At 71.5% G+C, this 18,014-nt stretch carries 15 protein-coding genes; 8 read left to right on the top strand and 7 right to left on the bottom strand.

Going from position 1 to position 18,014, the window contains the following annotated elements:
• Positions 1–59: 59 nt before the first annotated feature.
• Positions 60–773, top strand: coding sequence for a wHTH domain-containing protein (locus tag V6U90_RS17575; RefSeq protein WP_442933605.1), 714 nt, complete (start codon positions 60–62; stop codon positions 771–773).
• A gap of 6 nt (positions 774–779) precedes the next feature.
• Here V6U90_RS17575 and V6U90_RS17570 read toward each other — a convergent pair whose 3' ends face one another.
• On the bottom strand, positions 780–2,072 hold the full coding sequence (locus tag V6U90_RS17570; protein ID WP_334437337.1) for an acetyl-CoA C-acetyltransferase: 1,293 nt from the start codon (positions 2,070–2,072) through the stop codon (positions 780–782).
• A 91-nt stretch (positions 2,073–2,163) separates the two neighbouring features.
• Between V6U90_RS17570 and V6U90_RS17565 the strand changes: the two genes are divergently transcribed.
• The gene (locus V6U90_RS17565; RefSeq protein WP_334437334.1) at positions 2,164–3,549 is read left to right on the top strand and encodes a 3-oxoacyl-ACP reductase; all 1,386 of its coding nucleotides are present in this window, start codon (positions 2,164–2,166) and stop codon (positions 3,547–3,549) included.
• A 1-nt stretch (position 3,550) separates the two neighbouring features.
• On the top strand, positions 3,551–4,438 hold the full coding sequence (locus V6U90_RS17560; RefSeq protein WP_334437331.1) for a MaoC/PaaZ C-terminal domain-containing protein: 888 nt from the start codon (positions 3,551–3,553) through the stop codon (positions 4,436–4,438).
• A 45-nt stretch (positions 4,439–4,483) separates the two neighbouring features.
• Here the strand turns inward: V6U90_RS17560 and V6U90_RS17555 are convergent, their stop codons facing one another.
• The 3 genes from V6U90_RS17555 to V6U90_RS17545 all read right to left on the bottom strand — a co-directional run bounded on the left by V6U90_RS17555 (position 4,484) and on the right by V6U90_RS17545 (position 7,770).
• Positions 4,484–5,458, bottom strand: coding sequence for a zinc-binding dehydrogenase (locus V6U90_RS17555; protein ID WP_334437328.1), 975 nt, complete (start codon positions 5,456–5,458; stop codon positions 4,484–4,486).
• A 156-nt stretch (positions 5,459–5,614) separates the two neighbouring features.
• Positions 5,615–7,033, bottom strand: coding sequence for a hypothetical protein (locus tag V6U90_RS17550; protein ID WP_334437325.1), 1,419 nt, complete (start codon positions 7,031–7,033; stop codon positions 5,615–5,617).
• A gap of 98 nt (positions 7,034–7,131) precedes the next feature.
• A complete protein-coding gene (locus V6U90_RS17545) occupies positions 7,132–7,770 on the bottom strand; it encodes a TetR/AcrR family transcriptional regulator (RefSeq protein ID WP_334437323.1) in 639 nt (212 codons plus the stop codon).
• Between the two features lie 72 nt (positions 7,771–7,842).
• Here V6U90_RS17545 and V6U90_RS17540 point away from each other — a divergent pair, with 72 nt between their 5' ends.
• From V6U90_RS17540 to V6U90_RS17525, 4 genes are all read left to right on the top strand, one after another.
• Positions 7,843–8,295 (top strand): SCP2 sterol-binding domain-containing protein, encoded by a 453-nt coding sequence (locus tag V6U90_RS17540; RefSeq protein WP_334437320.1) that lies wholly within the window; start codon positions 7,843–7,845, stop codon positions 8,293–8,295.
• Position 8,296: 1 nt separating this feature from the next.
• The gene (locus tag V6U90_RS17535; protein WP_334437317.1) at positions 8,297–9,511 is read left to right on the top strand and encodes an acyl-CoA dehydrogenase family protein; all 1,215 of its coding nucleotides are present in this window, start codon (positions 8,297–8,299) and stop codon (positions 9,509–9,511) included.
• A 150-nt stretch (positions 9,512–9,661) separates the two neighbouring features.
• Positions 9,662–11,227: an AMP-binding protein gene (locus tag V6U90_RS17530; RefSeq protein ID WP_334437314.1), complete on the top strand. Its 1,566-nt coding sequence runs from the start codon at positions 9,662–9,664 to the stop codon at positions 11,225–11,227.
• Positions 11,224–12,534: an MFS transporter gene (locus V6U90_RS17525; RefSeq protein WP_334437311.1), complete on the top strand. Its 1,311-nt coding sequence runs from the start codon at positions 11,224–11,226 to the stop codon at positions 12,532–12,534. The genes V6U90_RS17530 and V6U90_RS17525 overlap by 4 nt, the downstream gene beginning before the upstream one ends.
• A gap of 202 nt (positions 12,535–12,736) precedes the next feature.
• On the opposite strand, the gene purD is transcribed toward V6U90_RS17525, so the two are convergent.
• The 3 genes from purD to V6U90_RS17510 form a co-directional block, all read right to left on the bottom strand.
• Entirely contained in the window at positions 12,737–13,987 is a 1,251-nt protein-coding gene (gene purD, locus V6U90_RS17520; RefSeq protein ID WP_334437308.1) for a phosphoribosylamine--glycine ligase, read from the bottom strand.
• Between the two features lie 153 nt (positions 13,988–14,140).
• Positions 14,141–15,073 (bottom strand): type IV toxin-antitoxin system AbiEi family antitoxin domain-containing protein, encoded by a 933-nt coding sequence (locus V6U90_RS17515; RefSeq protein ID WP_334437306.1) that lies wholly within the window; start codon positions 15,071–15,073, stop codon positions 14,141–14,143.
• A 241-nt stretch (positions 15,074–15,314) separates the two neighbouring features.
• Positions 15,315–16,604: an adenylosuccinate synthase gene (locus V6U90_RS17510; RefSeq protein ID WP_334437304.1), complete on the bottom strand. Its 1,290-nt coding sequence runs from the start codon at positions 16,602–16,604 to the stop codon at positions 15,315–15,317.
• A gap of 129 nt (positions 16,605–16,733) precedes the next feature.
• Here V6U90_RS17510 and V6U90_RS17505 point away from each other — a divergent pair, with 129 nt between their 5' ends.
• Complete coding sequence (locus V6U90_RS17505) at positions 16,734–17,819, top strand: hypothetical protein (RefSeq protein ID WP_334437302.1); 1,086 nt, start codon at positions 16,734–16,736, stop codon at positions 17,817–17,819.
• The last annotated feature ends 195 nt before the right edge of the window (positions 17,820–18,014 follow it).

Below are 18,014 nucleotides of genomic sequence, written 5' to 3'. Positions count from 1 at the left end.
CGACCTCGGCGGCAGGCAGCGCGAGCGTGAACCACTGCCCGCGATAAGCAGCGCCTCGTATAGGGAGATCGGCTACCCGACCAGGCATCGGCCACCCGACCTCACCCCTGACCGGCACCGACGCGACCCTGATCAGCAGGGATCTGGACGGTGCTGATCCCTGGTTGACCGACGACCGTGTCGTCCCCCTGAGTCACCTGCTGGGCGCCTCCGTCGCCACCAGGCTCACCGTCGGTCAGATCACCCGACGCCTCACCGAACTCGGCTACACCGTCCGGCACCACCTGCCGGAGCACGTCATCGCTGACTCTTCGGATCAGCTGCTCCTGGATCGACAACGGGCTGTCACGGCGCCCCGAGAAACCATCCCCCGGTTCACCCCAGGCCGGATCGGTGACCTGCTCGATCCGGCGCAACCCGTGCCAGCCGGGCATCTCATCGCGGCAGCGGCCACCACCGGACTCACCATCGGCCAGGCTCTCCGACGCCTACGGGAGTTCGGCTACACCGTCCAGCACCGGTTACCGGACGAACTCCGGACAAGCCACACCGACGCAAGACTGGTGAGTACGAAACTCATGCGACCTGGCTCCTGGCTCGACCCTGGGCAACCGGTCCCGGCCGCACACCTGATCGCCGCGATGAACTGGACCGGCCTCCCGATCGACCAGCTCGTCCGGCGCTTCACCGAACTGGGCTATCAGGCGTCGGACGTCGTCGACATCCCACCCGGGCTCGGGCTACCGGAGGGCGTACGGATCAGGTTGCGGTAGTGCCCGTCAGCGCTCCAGGATCGCGGTGACGCCCTGCCCACCGGCGGCGCAGATCGAGATCAGCCCCCGACCACTGCCCTTCTCCGCGAGCAGCTTGGCCAGGGTGGCCACGATCCGCCCGCCGGTCGCCGCGAACGGGTGCCCGGCGGCCAGCGACGACCCGTTGACGTTGAGCTTCTCCCGGTCGATCGCGCCGAGCGGGGCGTCCAGGCCGAGCCGCTCCTTGCAGAACTCCGGCGACTCCCAGGCGGCCAGGGTGGCCAGCACCTGCGAGGCGAATGCCTCGTGGATCTCGTAGTAGTCGAAGTCCTGGAGGGTCAGGCCGGCGCGGGCCAGCATCCGGGGCACGGCGTACGCCGGGGCCATCAGTAGGCCCTCGTCGCCGTGCACGAAGTCGACGGCGGCCACCTCGCTGAACGAGAACCAGGCGAGCACCGGCAACCGGTGCGCGGCGGCCCACTCCTCGCTGGCCAGCAGCACAGTGGAGGCACCGTCGGTGAGCGGGGACGAGTTGCCGGCGGTCATGCTCGCCTTCTCGGCATCGGCGCCCCGGGTCCCGAAGGCTGGCTTGAGGCTGCCCAGCTTCTCCAGGCTGGTGTCCGGCCGGAGGTTCTGGTCCCGGGTGAGCCCCAGGTACGGCGTGATCAGGTCGTCGAAGAAGTCGCGCTCGTAGGCGGCGGCGAGGCGCTGGTGCGAGCGGAACGCCAGTTCGTCCTGGGCGGCCCGGTCGATGCCCCACCGCACGGCCGTGATCGCGGCGTGGTCCCCCATCGACAACCCGGTACGCGGCTCGGCGTTGCGCGGAATCTCCGGCCGGAACGGCTGACTCGGGCGGAGCTTCGCCGCGATCCTCAACCGTTCGCCGAGCGTACGGGCCGAGTTGAGCCTGATCAGGTTGCGCCGCAGCTCCTCGTTGACGGCCAGCGGGGCGTCCGAGGTGGTGTCCACGCCACCGGCCACCCCGACCTCGATCTGCCCGAGCGCGATCTTGTTGGCCACCAGGATGGCCGCTTCGAGACCGGTACCGCAGGCCTGCTGGATGTCGTACGCCGGGGTGTGCGGGTCGAGCCGGGAGCCGAGCACCACCTCCCGGGTCAGGTTGAAGTCCCGGGCGTGCTTGAGCACCGCACCGGCCACCACCTCACCGAGCCGCTGGCCGGCCAGCCCGAACCGGGCGATCAGCCCGTCCAGGGCGGCGCCGAGCATGTCCGCGTTGGAGGCGCTGGCGTACCGGGAGTTTGACCGGGCGAACGGGATCCGGTTGCCACCGATCACCGCGACCCGACGGATGGTCTGCACGATCCCGCCTCCTCGAAACTCGGCCCGGCGAATCGGAAACTCAGCCGGGTGAAAGCCTTGCCGATACCCTACTCGCCAGTAGGCTACGCCTATGAGCGACAGGTACGCGAGCTTCGTCCAGTCGGGCCCCGGCCGCGCCTTGGTCAAGCGCCTCGGACTCCCCGACCCGCCCCGACTGCGCCGGCACCGACCCGGCGACCCGCTCGTCACCGCCCCGGTGGTGCTCGGCACGGCACCCGGCGGTCGACTCGCCGGACAGGTCGGCGCACTGCTCACCGCCGCCGGGGTCGAGCTGCGCGACCCCGCTGCCGTCGCACCCGGACCGGCCACCGACCCGGCCGCCCGGAACGCGGCCCTGGTCTACGACGCCACCGGCATCACCGACTCGACCGGGCTACGCCCGCTCTACGACTTCTTCCACGCCCACGCCCGGACGCTGCACCCGTCCGGCCGGGTGATCGTGCTCGGCACCCCACCCGAGGAGTGCGGCTCGCCCCGCGCGGCCACCGCCCAGCGCGCCCTGGAAGGGCTGACCCGCAGCATCGGCAAGGAGTTCGGCCGGGGCAGCACCGCACAACTCGTCTACGTGACCCGGGAAGCCGACGCCGGCACCCTGGTCAGCCTCGAATCGACCCTGCGCTTCCTGCTCTCCGGCCGCTCCGCGTACGTCTCCGGGCAGGTCGTCCGGGTCGGCCGGCCGGCCGGCCCGGGCCAGGCGGTCGCGCCCGCCGACTGGGACCGTCCACTCGCCGGCAAGGTCGCCCTGGTCACCGGTGCCGCGCGGGGGATCGGCGCGGCGCTCGCCCGGCTGCTGGCCCGCGACGGCGCGCACGTCGTGGTCCTGGACATCCCCGCCGCGGGCGACGCGCTCGCCGCGGTGGCCAACGACATCGGCGGTACGGCGGTACAGCTCGACCTGACCACGGCGGACGCCCCGACCCGGCTGGCCGAGCACCTGGCCACCAGACACGGCCACGTCGACATCGTGGTGCACAACGCCGGCATCACCCGGGACAAGACCATCGCCCGGATGGACGCCGACCGGTGGGACCAGGTCATCGACGTCAACCTCGCCAGCCAGGAGCGGATCAACGACGTGCTACTGGAACGGGACCTCATCCCGGCCGGCGGACGAATCGTCGCGGTCTCCTCCATCGCCGGGATCGCCGGGAACCGGGGACAGACCAACTACGCCACCAGCAAGGCCGGAGTGATCGGGCTGGTCCAGTCGATGGCCCCGGTGCTCGCCGAACGCGGCATCACGCTCAACGCGGTCGCCCCCGGCTTCATCGAAACCCGGCTGACCGCCCGCATCCCGCTGATGATCCGCGAGGCGGGCCGCCGGATGAACAGCATGTCCCAGGGTGGCCTGCCGGTCGACGTGGCGGAGACGATCGCCTGGTTCGCCTCGCCGGCGTCGGGCGGGATCACCGGGAACGTGGTCCGGGTCTGCGGCCAGAGCCTGCTGGGGGCGTGAGATGGCCGCCGCCGCAGAGTCCCCGCAGACCCGCCGGACCGTCGTACTGCCCGCGATGCCGGCCACCGGGGCGCTCTACCGCCGGGCGCTGACCGGGCTGCTGCCGGGGGTCGGCTCCCGCCGGGCCGACACGCCGCCGGACGTGGAGCTGACCGTACGCGGGGCCACCGTCGACCGCTCCCACCTGGCCGAGTACGACCGGGTGTGCGGTTTCCGCCTGACCGAGACACTGCCGGCGACGTACCCGCACATCATGGGTTTCCCGCTGGCCCTGCGCCTGATGACCGCCTCCGACTTCCCGTTCCCGCTGATCGGCCTCGTGCACGTGGGCAACCGGATCACCGTGCACCGGCCGATCGGCGCGGACGAGACCCTCGACTTCGCGGTACACGCCACCGACCTGCGCCCGCACGACCGGGGGCGGCAGCTCGACGTCATCCTCACCGGATCGGTGGACGGGACGGTGGTGTGGCACGGCGTCTCGACGTACCTGAGCCGGGAGCGGGGGGCCACCGTCGGCGCCCGGCGCGACCCGGGCGACCGACCGGCCCCGCCGGCCCCCACCGCCCGTTGGCGGGTCGAGCCACGCGTCGGTACGGACTACGCCCGGGTCTCCGGCGACCACAACCCGATCCACACCTCCCGGGCGGGCGCCCGGCTGCTCGGCTTCCCCCGCCCGATCGCACACGGCATGTGGAGCAAGGCCCGCTGCCTGGCCGCGCTCGCCCCCCGCCTGCCGGACGCCTACACGGTGGACGTCTCCTTCAAACTGCCCGTCCCGCTGCCGGCCACGGTCGCCTTCAGCGCCGGCACAACCGGCACCGGCTGGGAGTTCGCCCTGCACGACGCCCGCAGCGGCAAACCCCACCTCACCGGCACATTGATGTAAGGAAGGGCCCCCTATTAACGCTTTCGGTAGAGGAAGGGCCCCTTCTTAACAGGTGGTGATGCCCTGCACCATCAGCAGGGTCTTGCCGAGGGTGGCCCGGGACTGCATCGCCGCGTGCGCGTCCGCCGCCCGCTTTAGCGGGAAACGCTGCCCGATCACCGGCCTCAGCCGTCCCGCCGCCGCCTCGGCCAGCGCACGTACGGTGTCCGCGCGCAGCTCCTGCGGGGACGGCCGGGGGCGGACCAGGGTCACCCCGCGCGCCTGCGCGACCTCGTCCGGAATGTCGGCCCACTCCCCGCTGGCCAACCCGAAGCTGACCATGCGCCCACCCGGGCCGAGCAGGTCGAAGGCGGCGCGTCCCAGCCCGCCACCGACCCCGTCGAAGACCACGTCCACCATGGCGACGGTGGCGCGCAGCCGTCCGGTCCAGTCCGGATCGTGGTAGTCGACCACCAGGTCGGCACCGAGGTCCCGGACCAGCTCGACCTTGCGGGATCCGCCGGCCGCCGCGATCACCCTGGCCCCGGTCGCCCGTACGAGCTGGATCAGCAGGGTGCCCACCCCGCCGGCCGCCGCCTCGATCAGCACCCGGTCACCGGGCCGTACCCTGGCCGCCCGGACCAGCATCGTCGCGGTACGGCCGTCCGCCAGTAAGGCCACCGCCGCGTCCAGCCCCAACCCGTCCGGTACGTCGTACAGCCCGGCCGCGTCGACCAAGGCCCGTTCGGCGTACCCGCCGTTGCCGCCGGTCGACCCGACCACCTGGCGGCCGATCAGTCCCCGGTCTACGCCCGGCCCCACCCCGACGACGGTCCCACCGACCCCGTTACCGGGGATCATCGGCGGTTCGCCCCGGAACGGCCCGGACGCCAGACCCGCACGGAACTGGGTCTCCACGAAGGTGATGTTGGCGTAGGCGACCTCCACCACCACATGCCCGGGGCCGGGGGCCGGTTCCGGGGCCTCCCCCGGTACGAGCACCTCCGGCCCACCGAACTCCGTCAACCACACCGCGCGCACGAGCCCTCCCGAGGTCCGATCCCCGGTCAGCCTCCAACCTCAACCGTGGTTGATGTCAACGCCTGCCACCGCCGGGCCCGGCGACTGTCGCCTGCCAGGCACCGTCGCGGCTGTCGCCTGTCAGGCACCGTCGGGCGCCACCGACGGTTGCTGCCGTCAGGCACCGTCGATCGCTCCGGCGGCGAGGTAGGCGCGCAGCCCGTCCCGGCTGGTTGGCAGCCCGTACGCACCGACGAGCCCGATGAAGTTGCCGAACAGCCGGCCGTCGATCAGCCACGTCTCCGGGGACCGTACGAGCACCTCGACCAGCCGCTGCTGCCGGGCGGTCAGGGCGGTGAACGGGGTGCCCTCCGGGATGCGACCGTCGGGGAACGCAACCCGGAACGCCTCCCCCGCCACAGGCATCGCCTCGATGCCGGAGACGGTGGGCAGCCGGCTCAGCAGCGCGTCGAACGCCCGGTCGGTGTGCTCCGGCCCCACCTGTTGCAGGGCCAGCCCGGCGTGCCCGGACAGGTCACCGCCGAGGAAGGGCACATACCCACCCAGCTGGTCCGGCCCCACGCCCGGCTCGTCCGGTGGCCGGGCCGTCCAGGTGACGAGTTCCGCCACGGTGCCCGGGTCCACGTCGACGCCGAGGGCACCCGCCCGACCAACCGCCGCAGCCCAGCGGACCGCCGGGCGCGGATCGGCCAGCAGAGCGGCATCCGGTACGCCGCCCAGCAGCCCGGTCGCCACCAGGCCGGTCGCGACGACGCCGGCCTGACCAGCGGCAGCAGTGGCAGCGGTGCCGGCCTGACCAGCGGCAGCAGTGGCAGCGGTGCCGGCCTGACCAGCGGCAGCAGTGGCAGCGGTGCCGGCCTGACCAGCGGCAGCAGTGGCAGCGGTGCCGGCCTGACCAGCGGCAGCAGTGGCAGCGGTGCCGGCCTCGTCACCGGCAGCGGCTTCACCCGTGGCGACGGCGGACCGGACGAGGGCGGACAGGGCGGACAGGCTGCCGGTCGCCTCCTCCGGGAACCAGGCCAGGACGTACGCGGCCGAGATCCGTACCGCCGGATCGGCGTGGGTCAGCAGACTGCGGAACAAGGGCACCCCGACCCGCACCGCGTCGTACGCGGCCAGCGCCACGTACGTCCCGAGCCGCTCCTGATCCGCGCCACTCAACGATTCCACGTAGTCGTATTCGCTGTAATCCTCGTCGTACCCCTCGTCACCGGGACGCGGTGCGGCGGCGAGCAGTGCCGCCTCCGCCGCCCGCCGGAACTCGGCGACCGGCAGGCCGGTCGGCAGCCAGGTTTCGTCGTACCCGATCGCGATGGAGACCAGCAGCTCGATCAGGGGCGCCGGTTCCGGGGTCGCCGGATCCGCGAGCAGCTCCAGCAGGAACGGCACCGCGTAGGCGGTCGCCTCGTAGCGGGTGCCCTGGTGGAAAATGTTCCCGTACAGCTCCCAGCGGGCCCGTTCCCGGTCCTTCGGGTCCGTGGAGCGGAGCCTCCGGATTTGCCCCGGCACATCGTCGGCGGGCCCGTAGGCGTGGACCAGCCCCGCCCAGTTGATCTCATCAAGCGTGTCAAGCACGGACGTCATCGTGCCAGCCGCGTGCGACACCACCCGACAGCAAGGAAGGGCCCCTTCTTAACGCTTTCTGCGGTAAAAGGGCCCCTTATTAACAACGCTCATTCGCTGGCCGGACGCCAGACCGCGCCCTCGATCAACTGACCGGCACCGAGCCAGGCCACGTTCATCATCCGGGTGGCGGTCTTCTCCGGGTCGGCCGTCGGGTGGTCGGCGAGCCAGTCGGCCAGCGACTCACTCGCGCCGACCAGGGCGTACGCGATGACCTCCAGATCGGTCTCGCGGGCCTCGCGCCCCTGCGCGCGCAGCGCGTCGTCGAGCATCCCGGCGATCACCTCGACCATCCGGGCGCGCATGGTGGCCAACTGTCCCGCGAACGGCGGCTCGCCACGGGTCTGGCGGTAGAGCACCGACCAGCCGTCCCGGTGGGCGCCGACAAAACCGAAGAACGCCCGGAGGCCACGCCAGAGCCGCTCGTCGGGCGGCAGGTCGGGGGCGGCGGCCCCGGCGATCGCCTCGATCATCCGGGTGCACTCCCGGTGCAGGCAGGCGACGAAGAGATCCTCTTTCGGCCCGAGGTACGCATAGACCATGGGCTTGGAGATGCCGGCGTCCTCGGCGATCTCGTCCATGCTGGCGGCGTGGTAGCCGCGGCGGGAGAAGACCTTTACGGCGGCGTCGAGCATCTGCTGCTCGCGGACCGCGCGGGGTAACCGCTTGAAAGCGGGGGTGGTGGACACCTTGCCAGCATACCTACTCGTGCGTAAGGTTACGCCAGAGTAACTAATGTCCCGCCCGGAAGGTGCACACCGATGACGGACTTCGATCCGGAAACCCTGGCCACGGCCGACTCCAAGGAGCTGCTCAAGATCGTCAAGTCGACCCCGGATTCCAAGATCGCCGAGGTCATGCAGAGCGACCTGCGCAGCAAGGTGCTCGACGAGGTGTTCAACCGGATGCCGACGCTGTTCCGGGCCGACCGGGCCGGCTCCACCAACGCCGTCATCCACTGGAACATCACCGGTCGACCGGACGGCGGGACCGACACCTACGAGGTGGTCATCGAAAACGGCACCTGCACCGCCTCGTCGGCCCCGGCACGGGACCCGAAGCTCTCCCTCACCATGGGCCCGCTGGAGTTCCTCAAGATCGTCTCCGGTGGCGCCAACCCGGTAATGATGTTCATGACCGGCAAGCTGAAGGCCAAGGGCGACCTCGGCCTCGCCGCCAACATCGCCAACCTGTTCGACATCCCCAAGGGCTGACATGGCCGAGTTCTCGCTCGACCTGACCGAGGAACAGCGGGATCTGCGCGACTGGGTGCACGGCTTCGCCGAAGAGGTCGTGCGCCCGGCCGCGGCCGAATGGGACGCCCGCGAAGAGGCTCCCTGGCCGATCATCCAGGAGGCCGCCAAGATCGGCCTCTACGGATTCGAGTTCCTCGCCAACTGCTGGGCCGACCCCACCGGCCTCTCCCTCCCGATCGCCAGCGAAGAACTCTTCTGGGGTGACGCCGGCATCGGGCTCGGGATCTTCGGCACCTCGCTCGCCGTCGCCGCCATCTACGGCTCCGGCACCCCCGAACAGCTCGTCGAGTGGGTTCCCCAGTGCTTCGGCACCATCGACGAGCCGGCTGTCGCCGCGTTCTGCACCACCGAGCCGGAGGCCGGCTCGGACGTCGGATCGATGCGTACCCGCGCGACATACGACGAGGCCACCGACGAGTGGGTACTGCGCGGGCAGAAGGCGTACGCCACCAACGGCGGGATCGCCGGCGTGCACGTGGTCACCGCCTCGGTGGACCCGTCCCTCGGCTCCCGTGGGCAGGCCGCCTTCGTGGTACCACCGGGTACCCCCGGACTCGTCGCCACGAAAAAACTCAAGAAGCTGGGGCTGCGTGCCTCGCACACCGCCGACGTCTTCCTCGACGACGTACGCATCCCTGGGCGCTGCCTGCTCGGCGGCCGGGAGGCCCTGCTGGAGCGGCTCGACCGAGCCCGTTCCGGGCAGCGGGCCGCCTCGCAGGCGGCGATGCGGACCTTCGAGCTGTCCCGCCCGACGGTCGGCGCACAGGCGATCGGCGTGGCCCGCGCGGCCTACGAGTACGCGCTGGACTACGCCCGGGACCGGGTGCAGTTCGGTCGACCGATCATCGAGAACCAGGCGATCGCGTTCGCGCTGGCCGACATGAAGATGGAGATCGACGCGGCCCGGTTGCTGGTCTGGCGGGCCTCCTGGATGGGCCGGAACAACCGGCCGTTCGCCGCCGGTGAGGGCTCGATGTCCAAGCTGAAGGCGGGCGAGGTCGCCGTCGCCGTGACCGGGCAGGCGGTACAGATCCTCGGAGGTGCCGGTTTCCTCCGCGAGCATCCGGTGGAGCGCTGGTACCGGGACGCCAAGATCTACACGATCTTCGAGGGGACCTCCGAGATCCAACGTCTGGTGATCTCCCGCGCGATCTCCGGAATGCAGATCCGCTGACGGTACAGACGGCAGTGCCGGCGGTGTCGCCAGCCGACGCACCACGGGCGACACCGACCACCGGCACTGCCGACGGTGCCACCGACTGACCGGGCCGCTGGTTAAGAAGGGCCCCTTCCTATACCGAAAACGATAAGAGGGGGCCCTTCCTTGCAGGACCTCGCCTTTGTCGTCGCCACCCTGGCCCGGCGCGGGCTGCTCACCCCGGGCCGGCCCGTCCGGGTCGCCGCCCAGCTCAACGCGCTGCGTAAATGGGGCTGGAGCATCGCCGGTGAACTGCGCCAGGCGACGGCCCGGGACCCGGACCGGGTGGCGGTCGTCGACGAGAACGACCGTGAGCTGACCTACCGGGAGCTGCTGGACCGCACCGAACGGCTGACCCGGGCGCTGCGCACGGTGTACGGCGTACAACCCGGGGACCGGATCGGGGTGCTCTGCCGCAACCACCACGGTCTCATCGAGACCATCGTCGCCGGCACCCTGCTCGGCGCCGACACGGTACTGGTCAACAGTGGGCTCTCCGCCGCCCAGCTCACCGTCGTCGCCACCGAGCAGCGGCTCAGACTGCTGGTGCACGACGACGAGTTCGCCGACCGGGTGCTCCCACTGCCGGCCGAGGTGCAGCGGGTCGACGAGCAGCAGCACGCCGGGCTGATCGCCGGTGCGTTGTCGAGCACGCTGAAACCCCCGCCCCGGGACGGCCGGACGATCGTGCTCACCTCGGGCACCACCGGCACGCCGAAGGGTGCCCGCCGCCCGACCCCGAACGGGTTCGGCCCGCTGGTCTCCATCATCGACCGGATCCCGCTGCACGCCCGCGACCGGATGATGATCGCCGCACCGATCTTCCACACCTGGGGGTACGCCGCCCTCCAGGTCGCCTTCGCGCTGCGGGCCACCATCGTGCTGCACCGCCGCTTCGAACCGGCCACCGCACTAGACGCACTGGTCCGGCACCGCTGCGACGCCCTCTTCGCCGTACCGGTCATGCTGCAACGGATGCTGGAGGTGACGCCGCCCGACCCACGGCCGCCACTGAAGGTGGTCGCGGTCAGCGGATCGGCCCTGCCCGGCGGCCTCGCGCCGCGGTTCATGGACACCTACGGCGACGTCATCCACAACCTGTACGGCTCGACCGAGGTGTCCTGGGCCTCCATCGCCACCCCGGCCGACCTGCGCCGGGCGCCGACCACGGCCGGTCGTCCGCCACACGGCACCCGGCTGGCGATCCTGGACGCGGTCGGCGGCCCGGTGCCGACCGGCCAGGTCGGCCGGATCTTCGTCGGCAACGAGATGCTCTTCGAGGGGTACACCTCGGGTGCCGGCCGGGAAAGCCGGGACGGCCTGCTCAACACCGGCGACCTGGGTAGGATCAACGCCGACGGCCTACTCTTCGTGGATGGCCGCGAGGACGACATGATCGTCTCGGGTGGAGAGAACGTCTTCCCGTCCGAGGTGGAAGACCTGATCGCCCGGCTGCCCCAGGTCCGCGAGGTCGCCGTCATCGGCGTACCGGACCCGGAGTTCGGCCAGCGTCTCGCGGCGTTCCTGGCCCTGCATCCCGGGGAGACGCTGGACCCGGAGGCGGTACGCGAGTACGTCCGCCACCACCTGGCCCGGTTCTCCGTACCCCGGGATGTGATCTTCGTGAATTACCTGCCCCGTAACGCCACCGGCAAGGTGCTCGCCCGCGAGTTGCGCCGGTACGTCGGTTGAGCGTGCCGGCACCCCGCCGTCGTCTCCCCCTCCTTCTTGTCGAGGGCGCCACCCTGCTCTCCGGTACCGGCAACGGGGTCGCCACCGTCGCGCTGCCCTGGCTGGTGCTGGAACGTGGTGGCGGCCCCACCGCAGCCGGGCTGGTGGCGGCGGCCACCGCCCTGCCGCTGCTGATCGCCAGCCTGGTCTCCGGCACCGTCGTCGACCTGCTCGGCCGGCGCCGTACCGCGCTGTTCTCGGACGCTCTCTCCGCCGCCTCGGTGGCCGCCATCCCGCTCGTCGATGCCACCATCGGCCTCAACCTGGCGTGGATCGTCGTGCTCGCCGCCCTCGGGGCGGTCTTCGATCCGGCCGGCCTGACCGCCCGGGAAACGCTGCTGCCCGCCGCCGCCCAGGCCGCCGGTTGGCGGATCGAGCGGGCCAACGGGGTACACGAGGCGACCTGGGGCCTGGCGTTCCTGGTCGGACCGGGCATCGGCGGCGTACTGATCGCCACCATCGGCCCCGGGTCGACCCTCTGGGTCACCGCGGCGGGGTTCGCCCTGGCCGTACTGCTGATCGCCGCTGTCCGGCTACCCGGCGCCGGCCGTCCGGAGGCTCCGCCCGCCGGGGTCTGGCAGGGCACCGTGGAGGGACTGCGCTTCGTCTGGCGGGACCGGCTGCTGCGTGCCGTCGCCCTGCTGACCATGGCGCTGGTCGCGCTCTATTTGCCGGTCGAGGGGGTGGTACTGCCGGCGTACTTCGTGGCCGAGGGGGCACCGGCGCGGCTCGGCAGCGTCCTGATGGCGATGAGCGCCGGCTCGATCCTCGGCGCCCTCGCCTCCGGCTGGGCGGTACGCCGGCTCCGCCGCCGGACCCTGTTCGTCGTCGCGCTGGTCGTCACCGGTCTGGCCCTGGTCGGGCTGGCGGCACTGCCGCCGTACCCGGCGATGCTCACCTTCGCGGTCGTCATCGGGCTGGCGTACGGGCCGATCAACCCGCTGGCCAACTACGCCATGCAGACCCGCACGCCGGAGCGGCTGCGCGGGCGGGTGGTCGGGGTGATGACCTCCTTCTCGTACGCCGCCGGACCCGCGGGCTACCTGCTCGCCGGGCCACTGGTCGAGTGGCTCGGTCTCCGGGCGGCCTTCCTGGCGCTGGCCGGCACCCTGCTGGTGGTGGCGGTGGCCGCCGTGCCGATGCGGGTACTGCGGGCCCTGGACGACCCGCCGCGTCACCCGCCCGCACCGCCCGGCGGCACCAGCGGACGTACCGAGGGACCGGTGCCCCTCGGGGAGCAGTGGGCGCCCTCCGCCCACCGCGACTGACCGCCCACCGCGACTGACCGCCGATTCGGCGCCCGCAGGCCCGGCCGCGAACGACCGGCGTCGCAAACGATCGACGTCGTGCCCGATCGGCATCGCGAATGATCGATGTCGCGAACGATCGACGCCGTACCCGGTCGGCATCGCGAACGGTCGACATTGCGAGCGACCGGTGTCGTGCCCGGCCGGCGTCGTGCCCGGTCGGCTACCGCCCGGGTATCTCGATCCGCCCGTCGACCGCTGCGGCGGCGATGTCCCGCCGGTGGTGCGAGCCGTCCAGGCGTACCCCGTCCACCAGGGCGTAGGCCGCGTCCCTGGCGGCGGCCAGGTCGGCGCCGGTCGCGGTGGCGCAGATCACCCGCCCACCGGCGGAGACCAGTTCCCCGTCGGACCGCCGGGTGGTCCCGGCGTGGATGATGCCGGGCCGGTCGGCCCCGGTGATCACGTCACCGGTACACGGGGTATCCGGGTAGCCGGCCGAGGCGACCACCACGGTCACCGCCGACCCGTCCCGCCAGCGCAACGGCGGGTGCGCGGCCAGTGTCCCGGTCGCGGCGGCGTGCAGCAGCCCGGCGAGCGGAGTCTCCAGCAGCGCGAGGACGACCTGCGTCTCCGGGTCGCCGAACCGCGCGTTGAACTCGATCACCTTCGGCCCGTCGGCGGTCAGCGCCAGCCCGACGTAGAGCAGCCCGGCAAACGGGGTACCCCGACGGCGCAGCTCGGCCAGGGTCGGGTGAACCACGCTGGTCAGCACCTCGTCGACCAAGCCGGGCGGGGCCCAGGGCAGCGGCGCGTACGCCCCCATGCCACCGGTGTTCGGCCCGGTGTCGCCCTCACCCACCCGCTTGAAGTCCTGCGCCGGCAGCAGCGGCAGGGCCGCCTCACCGTCGGTGACCACGAAGAGGGAGACCTCCGGGCCGGCCAGGTACTCCTCGATCACCACCCGGCCGCACTCCCGGGCGTGGGCCAGGGCAGCCGCCCGGTCCCCGGTGACCACCACACCCTTGCCGGCGGCAAGCCCGTCGTTCTTCACCACGTAGGGCGGGGTGAAACTGTCCAGTGCGGCAGCCGCGCCCGCCTCGTCGGTGCAGGTCACCGCGCGGGCGGTCGGTACGCCAGCCGCCGTCATGATCTCCTTGGCGAACGCCTTGGAGCCCTCCAGCCGGGCCGCCTCGGCAACGGGTCCGAAGACCGCGATGCCCTTGGCGCGTACCGCGTCGGCGACCCCGGCGACCAGCGGCGCCTCCGGCCCGATCACCACCAGGTCGGCGGCGGTCTCCACCGCCAGCCCCACCACCGCTGCCGGATCCATCGGATCCACCGAGCGCAGCTCGGCGATCGACGCCATTCCCGGGTTCCCCGGTGCCACGGTCAACTGCTCGACGGCCGGATCCGCGGCCAGGCCCAGGGCGAGCGCGTGCTCGCGCCCACCACCACCCAGAAGAAGTACGTGCACGAGCCCCGATCCTACGCGCCCCACCCTGGACAGGCTCTGATCATGGCCTCGCCGTCCCACTGACCGGGTTGATCATGAAGTTATTGTCACGACACGCCGGGTGGGCCAACAACAACTTCATGGTCAACGGAGCAGAGGGTCAGCAGCGGACGGTCAGGCACTCCGGGCGGCAGTCCGGGCGGCAGCGATGGCCTGCCGCACCGTGTACGGGATGTAATCCGGCCGCAGCGTGTCGACCCAGGTGAAGCGGAGCACCGTCCAACCGGCGTTGACCAGTCGGTTCTGCCGCCGACGATCGGCGAAGACCGCCTGTGGCGAGTCGTGCGCCGCTCTGCCGTCTGCCTCGGCGATCACCCTCGGTGCCCGCCAGCCCAGGTCACCGACGCCGAGCAGGTAGCCGTCGCGGTCACGGACGGGCAACTGGAGTTCGTCCGGCGGCACTCGGCCGTCTACGCAACGCAGTCGGGTACGCGTCTCCAGCGGAGACTGCGCCCGTCCGTCCGCCTCGCCGAGACAGCCCCGGGCCGCCACAGCACCCCGGCGGCCCCTGATCAGAGCTGGCACCAGCGCCAGGTCTTCCGGAACGAGAAGCCCACGGTTCAACGCCGAGTCGAGCAGTGCGACAGCACGGTACCGGTCCTGGCGAAGTATCAGGTCAGCCACCGTCCGGAGCACATCGGTGACCGGAATCCCACCGACCCGGCAGAGCTGGCCAGGATTGATCACCAACTGATGGACCACCACCTCGGAATGAGCCACCCGGACTGGCCGTGCGGCCGGACCCGGCACCGAGAGATGGATCGCCCCGGTCGTGGGCAGACCGGCAATGTGGTGCAGTTCCGCAGCCGTGTCGAGCACCGCCACCGCACCCGGACCGTACGACCCGACCACCGCCCGGATCCGGGCACGCCGTGGGACCTCGTCGTACACATCGGCATCCACCAGATACCCGGCCCTCGCCAACGGACGCCACCGGCCCGAGCGGCACAGCCGATGCACCTCGTGCACCGTGAGGCCGGCTGCCCGGGCCTGCGTCAGCGTGACTGTGCCGTCCTGGTCGGCAGCGATCCGTCGGACGATCGACATGGCATCCATGCCGACGATTTGTTCCGAGGCTCAGAGATCAATCAAGCCCCTGTGGACAACCCGCCCCATCCGCCGCAGGACGCCCTGTGGATAACTCCTCAGACCTGGGTGTTGATCATGAAGTTGTTGTCACGACACGCCGAAGGGAGTGACAACAACTTCATGATCAACGACCGCAGGCGAACGCAGGCAGACGTCAACGACGGTCACCGACCGTGGGTGAGGGTGGGCGAGTGGGGTCTCAGGGGAGGAGGGGGTGGCGGACCACGTTCTCCTCACGGCCGGGGCCGACACCGACGATGCTGACCCGGGTGCCGCACAGCTCCTCGATCCGGGCGATGTACCGGCGGGCGTTCTCCGGCAGTTCCTCCTCGGTACGCGCCTTCGTGATGTCCTCCCACCAGCCGTCCAACTCCTCGTAGATCGGCGTGGCATGGTGGAAGTCGGTCTGCGTCATCGGCATGTCGTCGAACCGCTCGCCGTTGATCTCGTAGCCGACGCAGATCGGCACCTTCGACATGCCGGTGAGCACGTCCAGCTTGGTGACGACCAGGTCGGTGACCCCGTTGAGGCGGCAGGAGTACCGGGCGACGACGGCGTCGAACCAGCCGCACCGGCGCTCCCGACCGGTGGTGGTGCCGTACTCGTGGCCGATCTTGCGTAGGTGCTGGCCGTTGTCGTCGAAGAGCTCAGTCGGGAACGGGCCGGAGCCCACCCGGGTGGTGTACGCCTTGCTGACCGCGATCACCTGGTTGATCGCGGTCGGCGGGATACCCGCGCCCACGCACGCCCCACCGGCGGTCGGGTTCGACGAGGTGACGAAGGGGTAGGTGCCGTGGTCCATGTCGAGCATGGTCGCCTGGGCACCCTCCAGCAGCACGGTCTCGCCGCGGTCGAGCGCGTCCCAGAGCATCACCCGGGTCTCCGCGATGTACGGCCGCAGCCGCTCCGCGTACCCGAGGTACTCCTCGATCACCGCGTCCACGTCGAGCGCCTTGCGGTTGTAGACCTTGAACAGGAGCTGGTTCTTCTCCCGCAGCGCCAGTTCCAGCTTCTTGCGCAGGATGCCCGGGTCGAGCAGGTCCTGGAGCCGGATGCCCATCCGGGCGACCTTGTCGCCGTAGGCCGGGCCGATACCGCGACCGGTGGTGCCGATCCGGGACGAACCGAGGTACCGCTCGACGACCCGGTCCAGGGCCCGGTGGTGCGGCATGATCAGGTGCGCGTCACCGGAGATGCGCAGCCGGGAGACGTCGACGCCGCGTTCGGCGAGCCCGTCGATCTCGGCGAGCAGCACCTTCGGGTCGACCACGACACCGTTACCGATGATGATCATGGCGTTGGGCGAGAGCGCTCCGGACGGCATCAGGTGCAGTGCGTACTTCTGCCCGTCCGGAGTGATCACCGTGTGCCCGGCGTTGTTGCCGCCGGAGTACCGGACGACGTAGTCGACCCGCTCACCCAGCAGGTCGGTAACCTTGCCCTTGCCCTCGTCGCCCCACTGTGCGCCGATGAGCACGATCGCTGGCATCTCTTACCCGCCTCCACGGGGGCCCGGGTGCCAGGTGGCGACGCATGGCGAGCCCGAGAAGCCAGGCTAACAAGTAGTGACGGCACGGCCCGCGCGGGCCGTGGGCAACGAGGCAGGAGGCCCCTTCCGGTGTACGACGTGGTGCTGCTCACTCTCGTCTCGGAGCGGGAGGCCGGCTCCGGCTGCGGCAGCGGTGACTCGTGCTGCGGTTCCTCCGCCGGGAGCTGCGGTCCCGTGGACCGAGCGGACGCAACCAACCGCGATCCCGCCAACGGGGCCGATCAGGATGGCCGTCCCGTCGTCGCGGCCGACTCGCCCACCGGGCCCGCTCCGGACATCTGCGGCACGCCCCGGGTACCGGTCCTGACCTGCGCGGATGCACTCACCGCCCGGGGCGCTCGGGTGGAGACGGTCACCGCCTGCTCGGACGCGGAGATCGACGCCGTACTCGCCCGGCTGGACGGCCCGGCCCGCGACGACGGCCTCACCTGGCCCGACCCGGACCCGAAGACCAGGCTCGTGGTGGCTACCGCCAGTGACGGTCAGTTGCGCGCCGTCCTGCGCCGCCTGGTCCGCCGGTACGCCCCACCGCCCAGCCGCCGCCCGGCCGGCCTGCCCGGCAACCGGACCGTACCCGACCTGCCCGCGATCGGGGTACTGCCGCTCGATCCCGCCCGCGGTGCGGCTCCCCGCGACCTCGCTGCCCAGCTCGGGCTGCCCCGTGACCCGGTGGCGGTGGCGAACGCCGTACTCGACGGTCCGGTCCGGCGTCTCGACCTGCTGCGCAACGACGCCGGTTCGGTCACCCTGGACGGCGCGCTGCTGGGTGCGGCGGACGAGGCGGGCCGCCCGCTCGCCTGGCGGGGCCGGGTCGAGGTGGACGACGCGGTCCTCTCCACCGGTGACGACCCGCTGCTGGCCTGCGCGGTGGGCAACGCCGCCGGGTACGCCACCCTCGACGGGTTGCCGCTGCTGACCGCGCCGGACCCGGGCGACGGTGTGCTGGAGGTCGCGGTGGCCGTTCCCGTGTTCGCCCGATCACCGTTGGGTAGGAAGCGGGTCCGGGTGGAGGTACGTCGGGCCCGGGGACGTGCGGTCTCGGTGACCCCGCGGGACGAGGATGTTCCCTTCCTCGACGACGGGGTCGAGGGGAAGCTGAACCGGAAACGTTCCTGGTGGATCGAGCCGGGTGCGTGGGGGGTTCACACCAACTGACCGGCGCGGGCTGACGCAGCGCCCGGCTGGCATCGTCCGGGGGGCATATCCTCGCCGCAGGAGGAGGGGGAGGAAGCGTGGTAGACGAGAACGCCGACCGGGTCCAGCGACCAGGCCAGGAGACACCGGTACCGAAGCGGGACGTCGAACCGTTCTGGCCGCCGGAGCAGATCGAGACCGGTGGGTCCACATCCA

Origin of the sequence: Micromonospora sp. CPCC 206060 (genome assembly GCF_036906895.1) — a bacterium.
Lineage (GTDB): Bacteria > Actinomycetota > Actinomycetes > Mycobacteriales > Micromonosporaceae > Micromonospora.
Note: the sequence above shows the minus strand (reverse complement) of the source record. Positions and strands in the feature narration are given on the sequence as shown.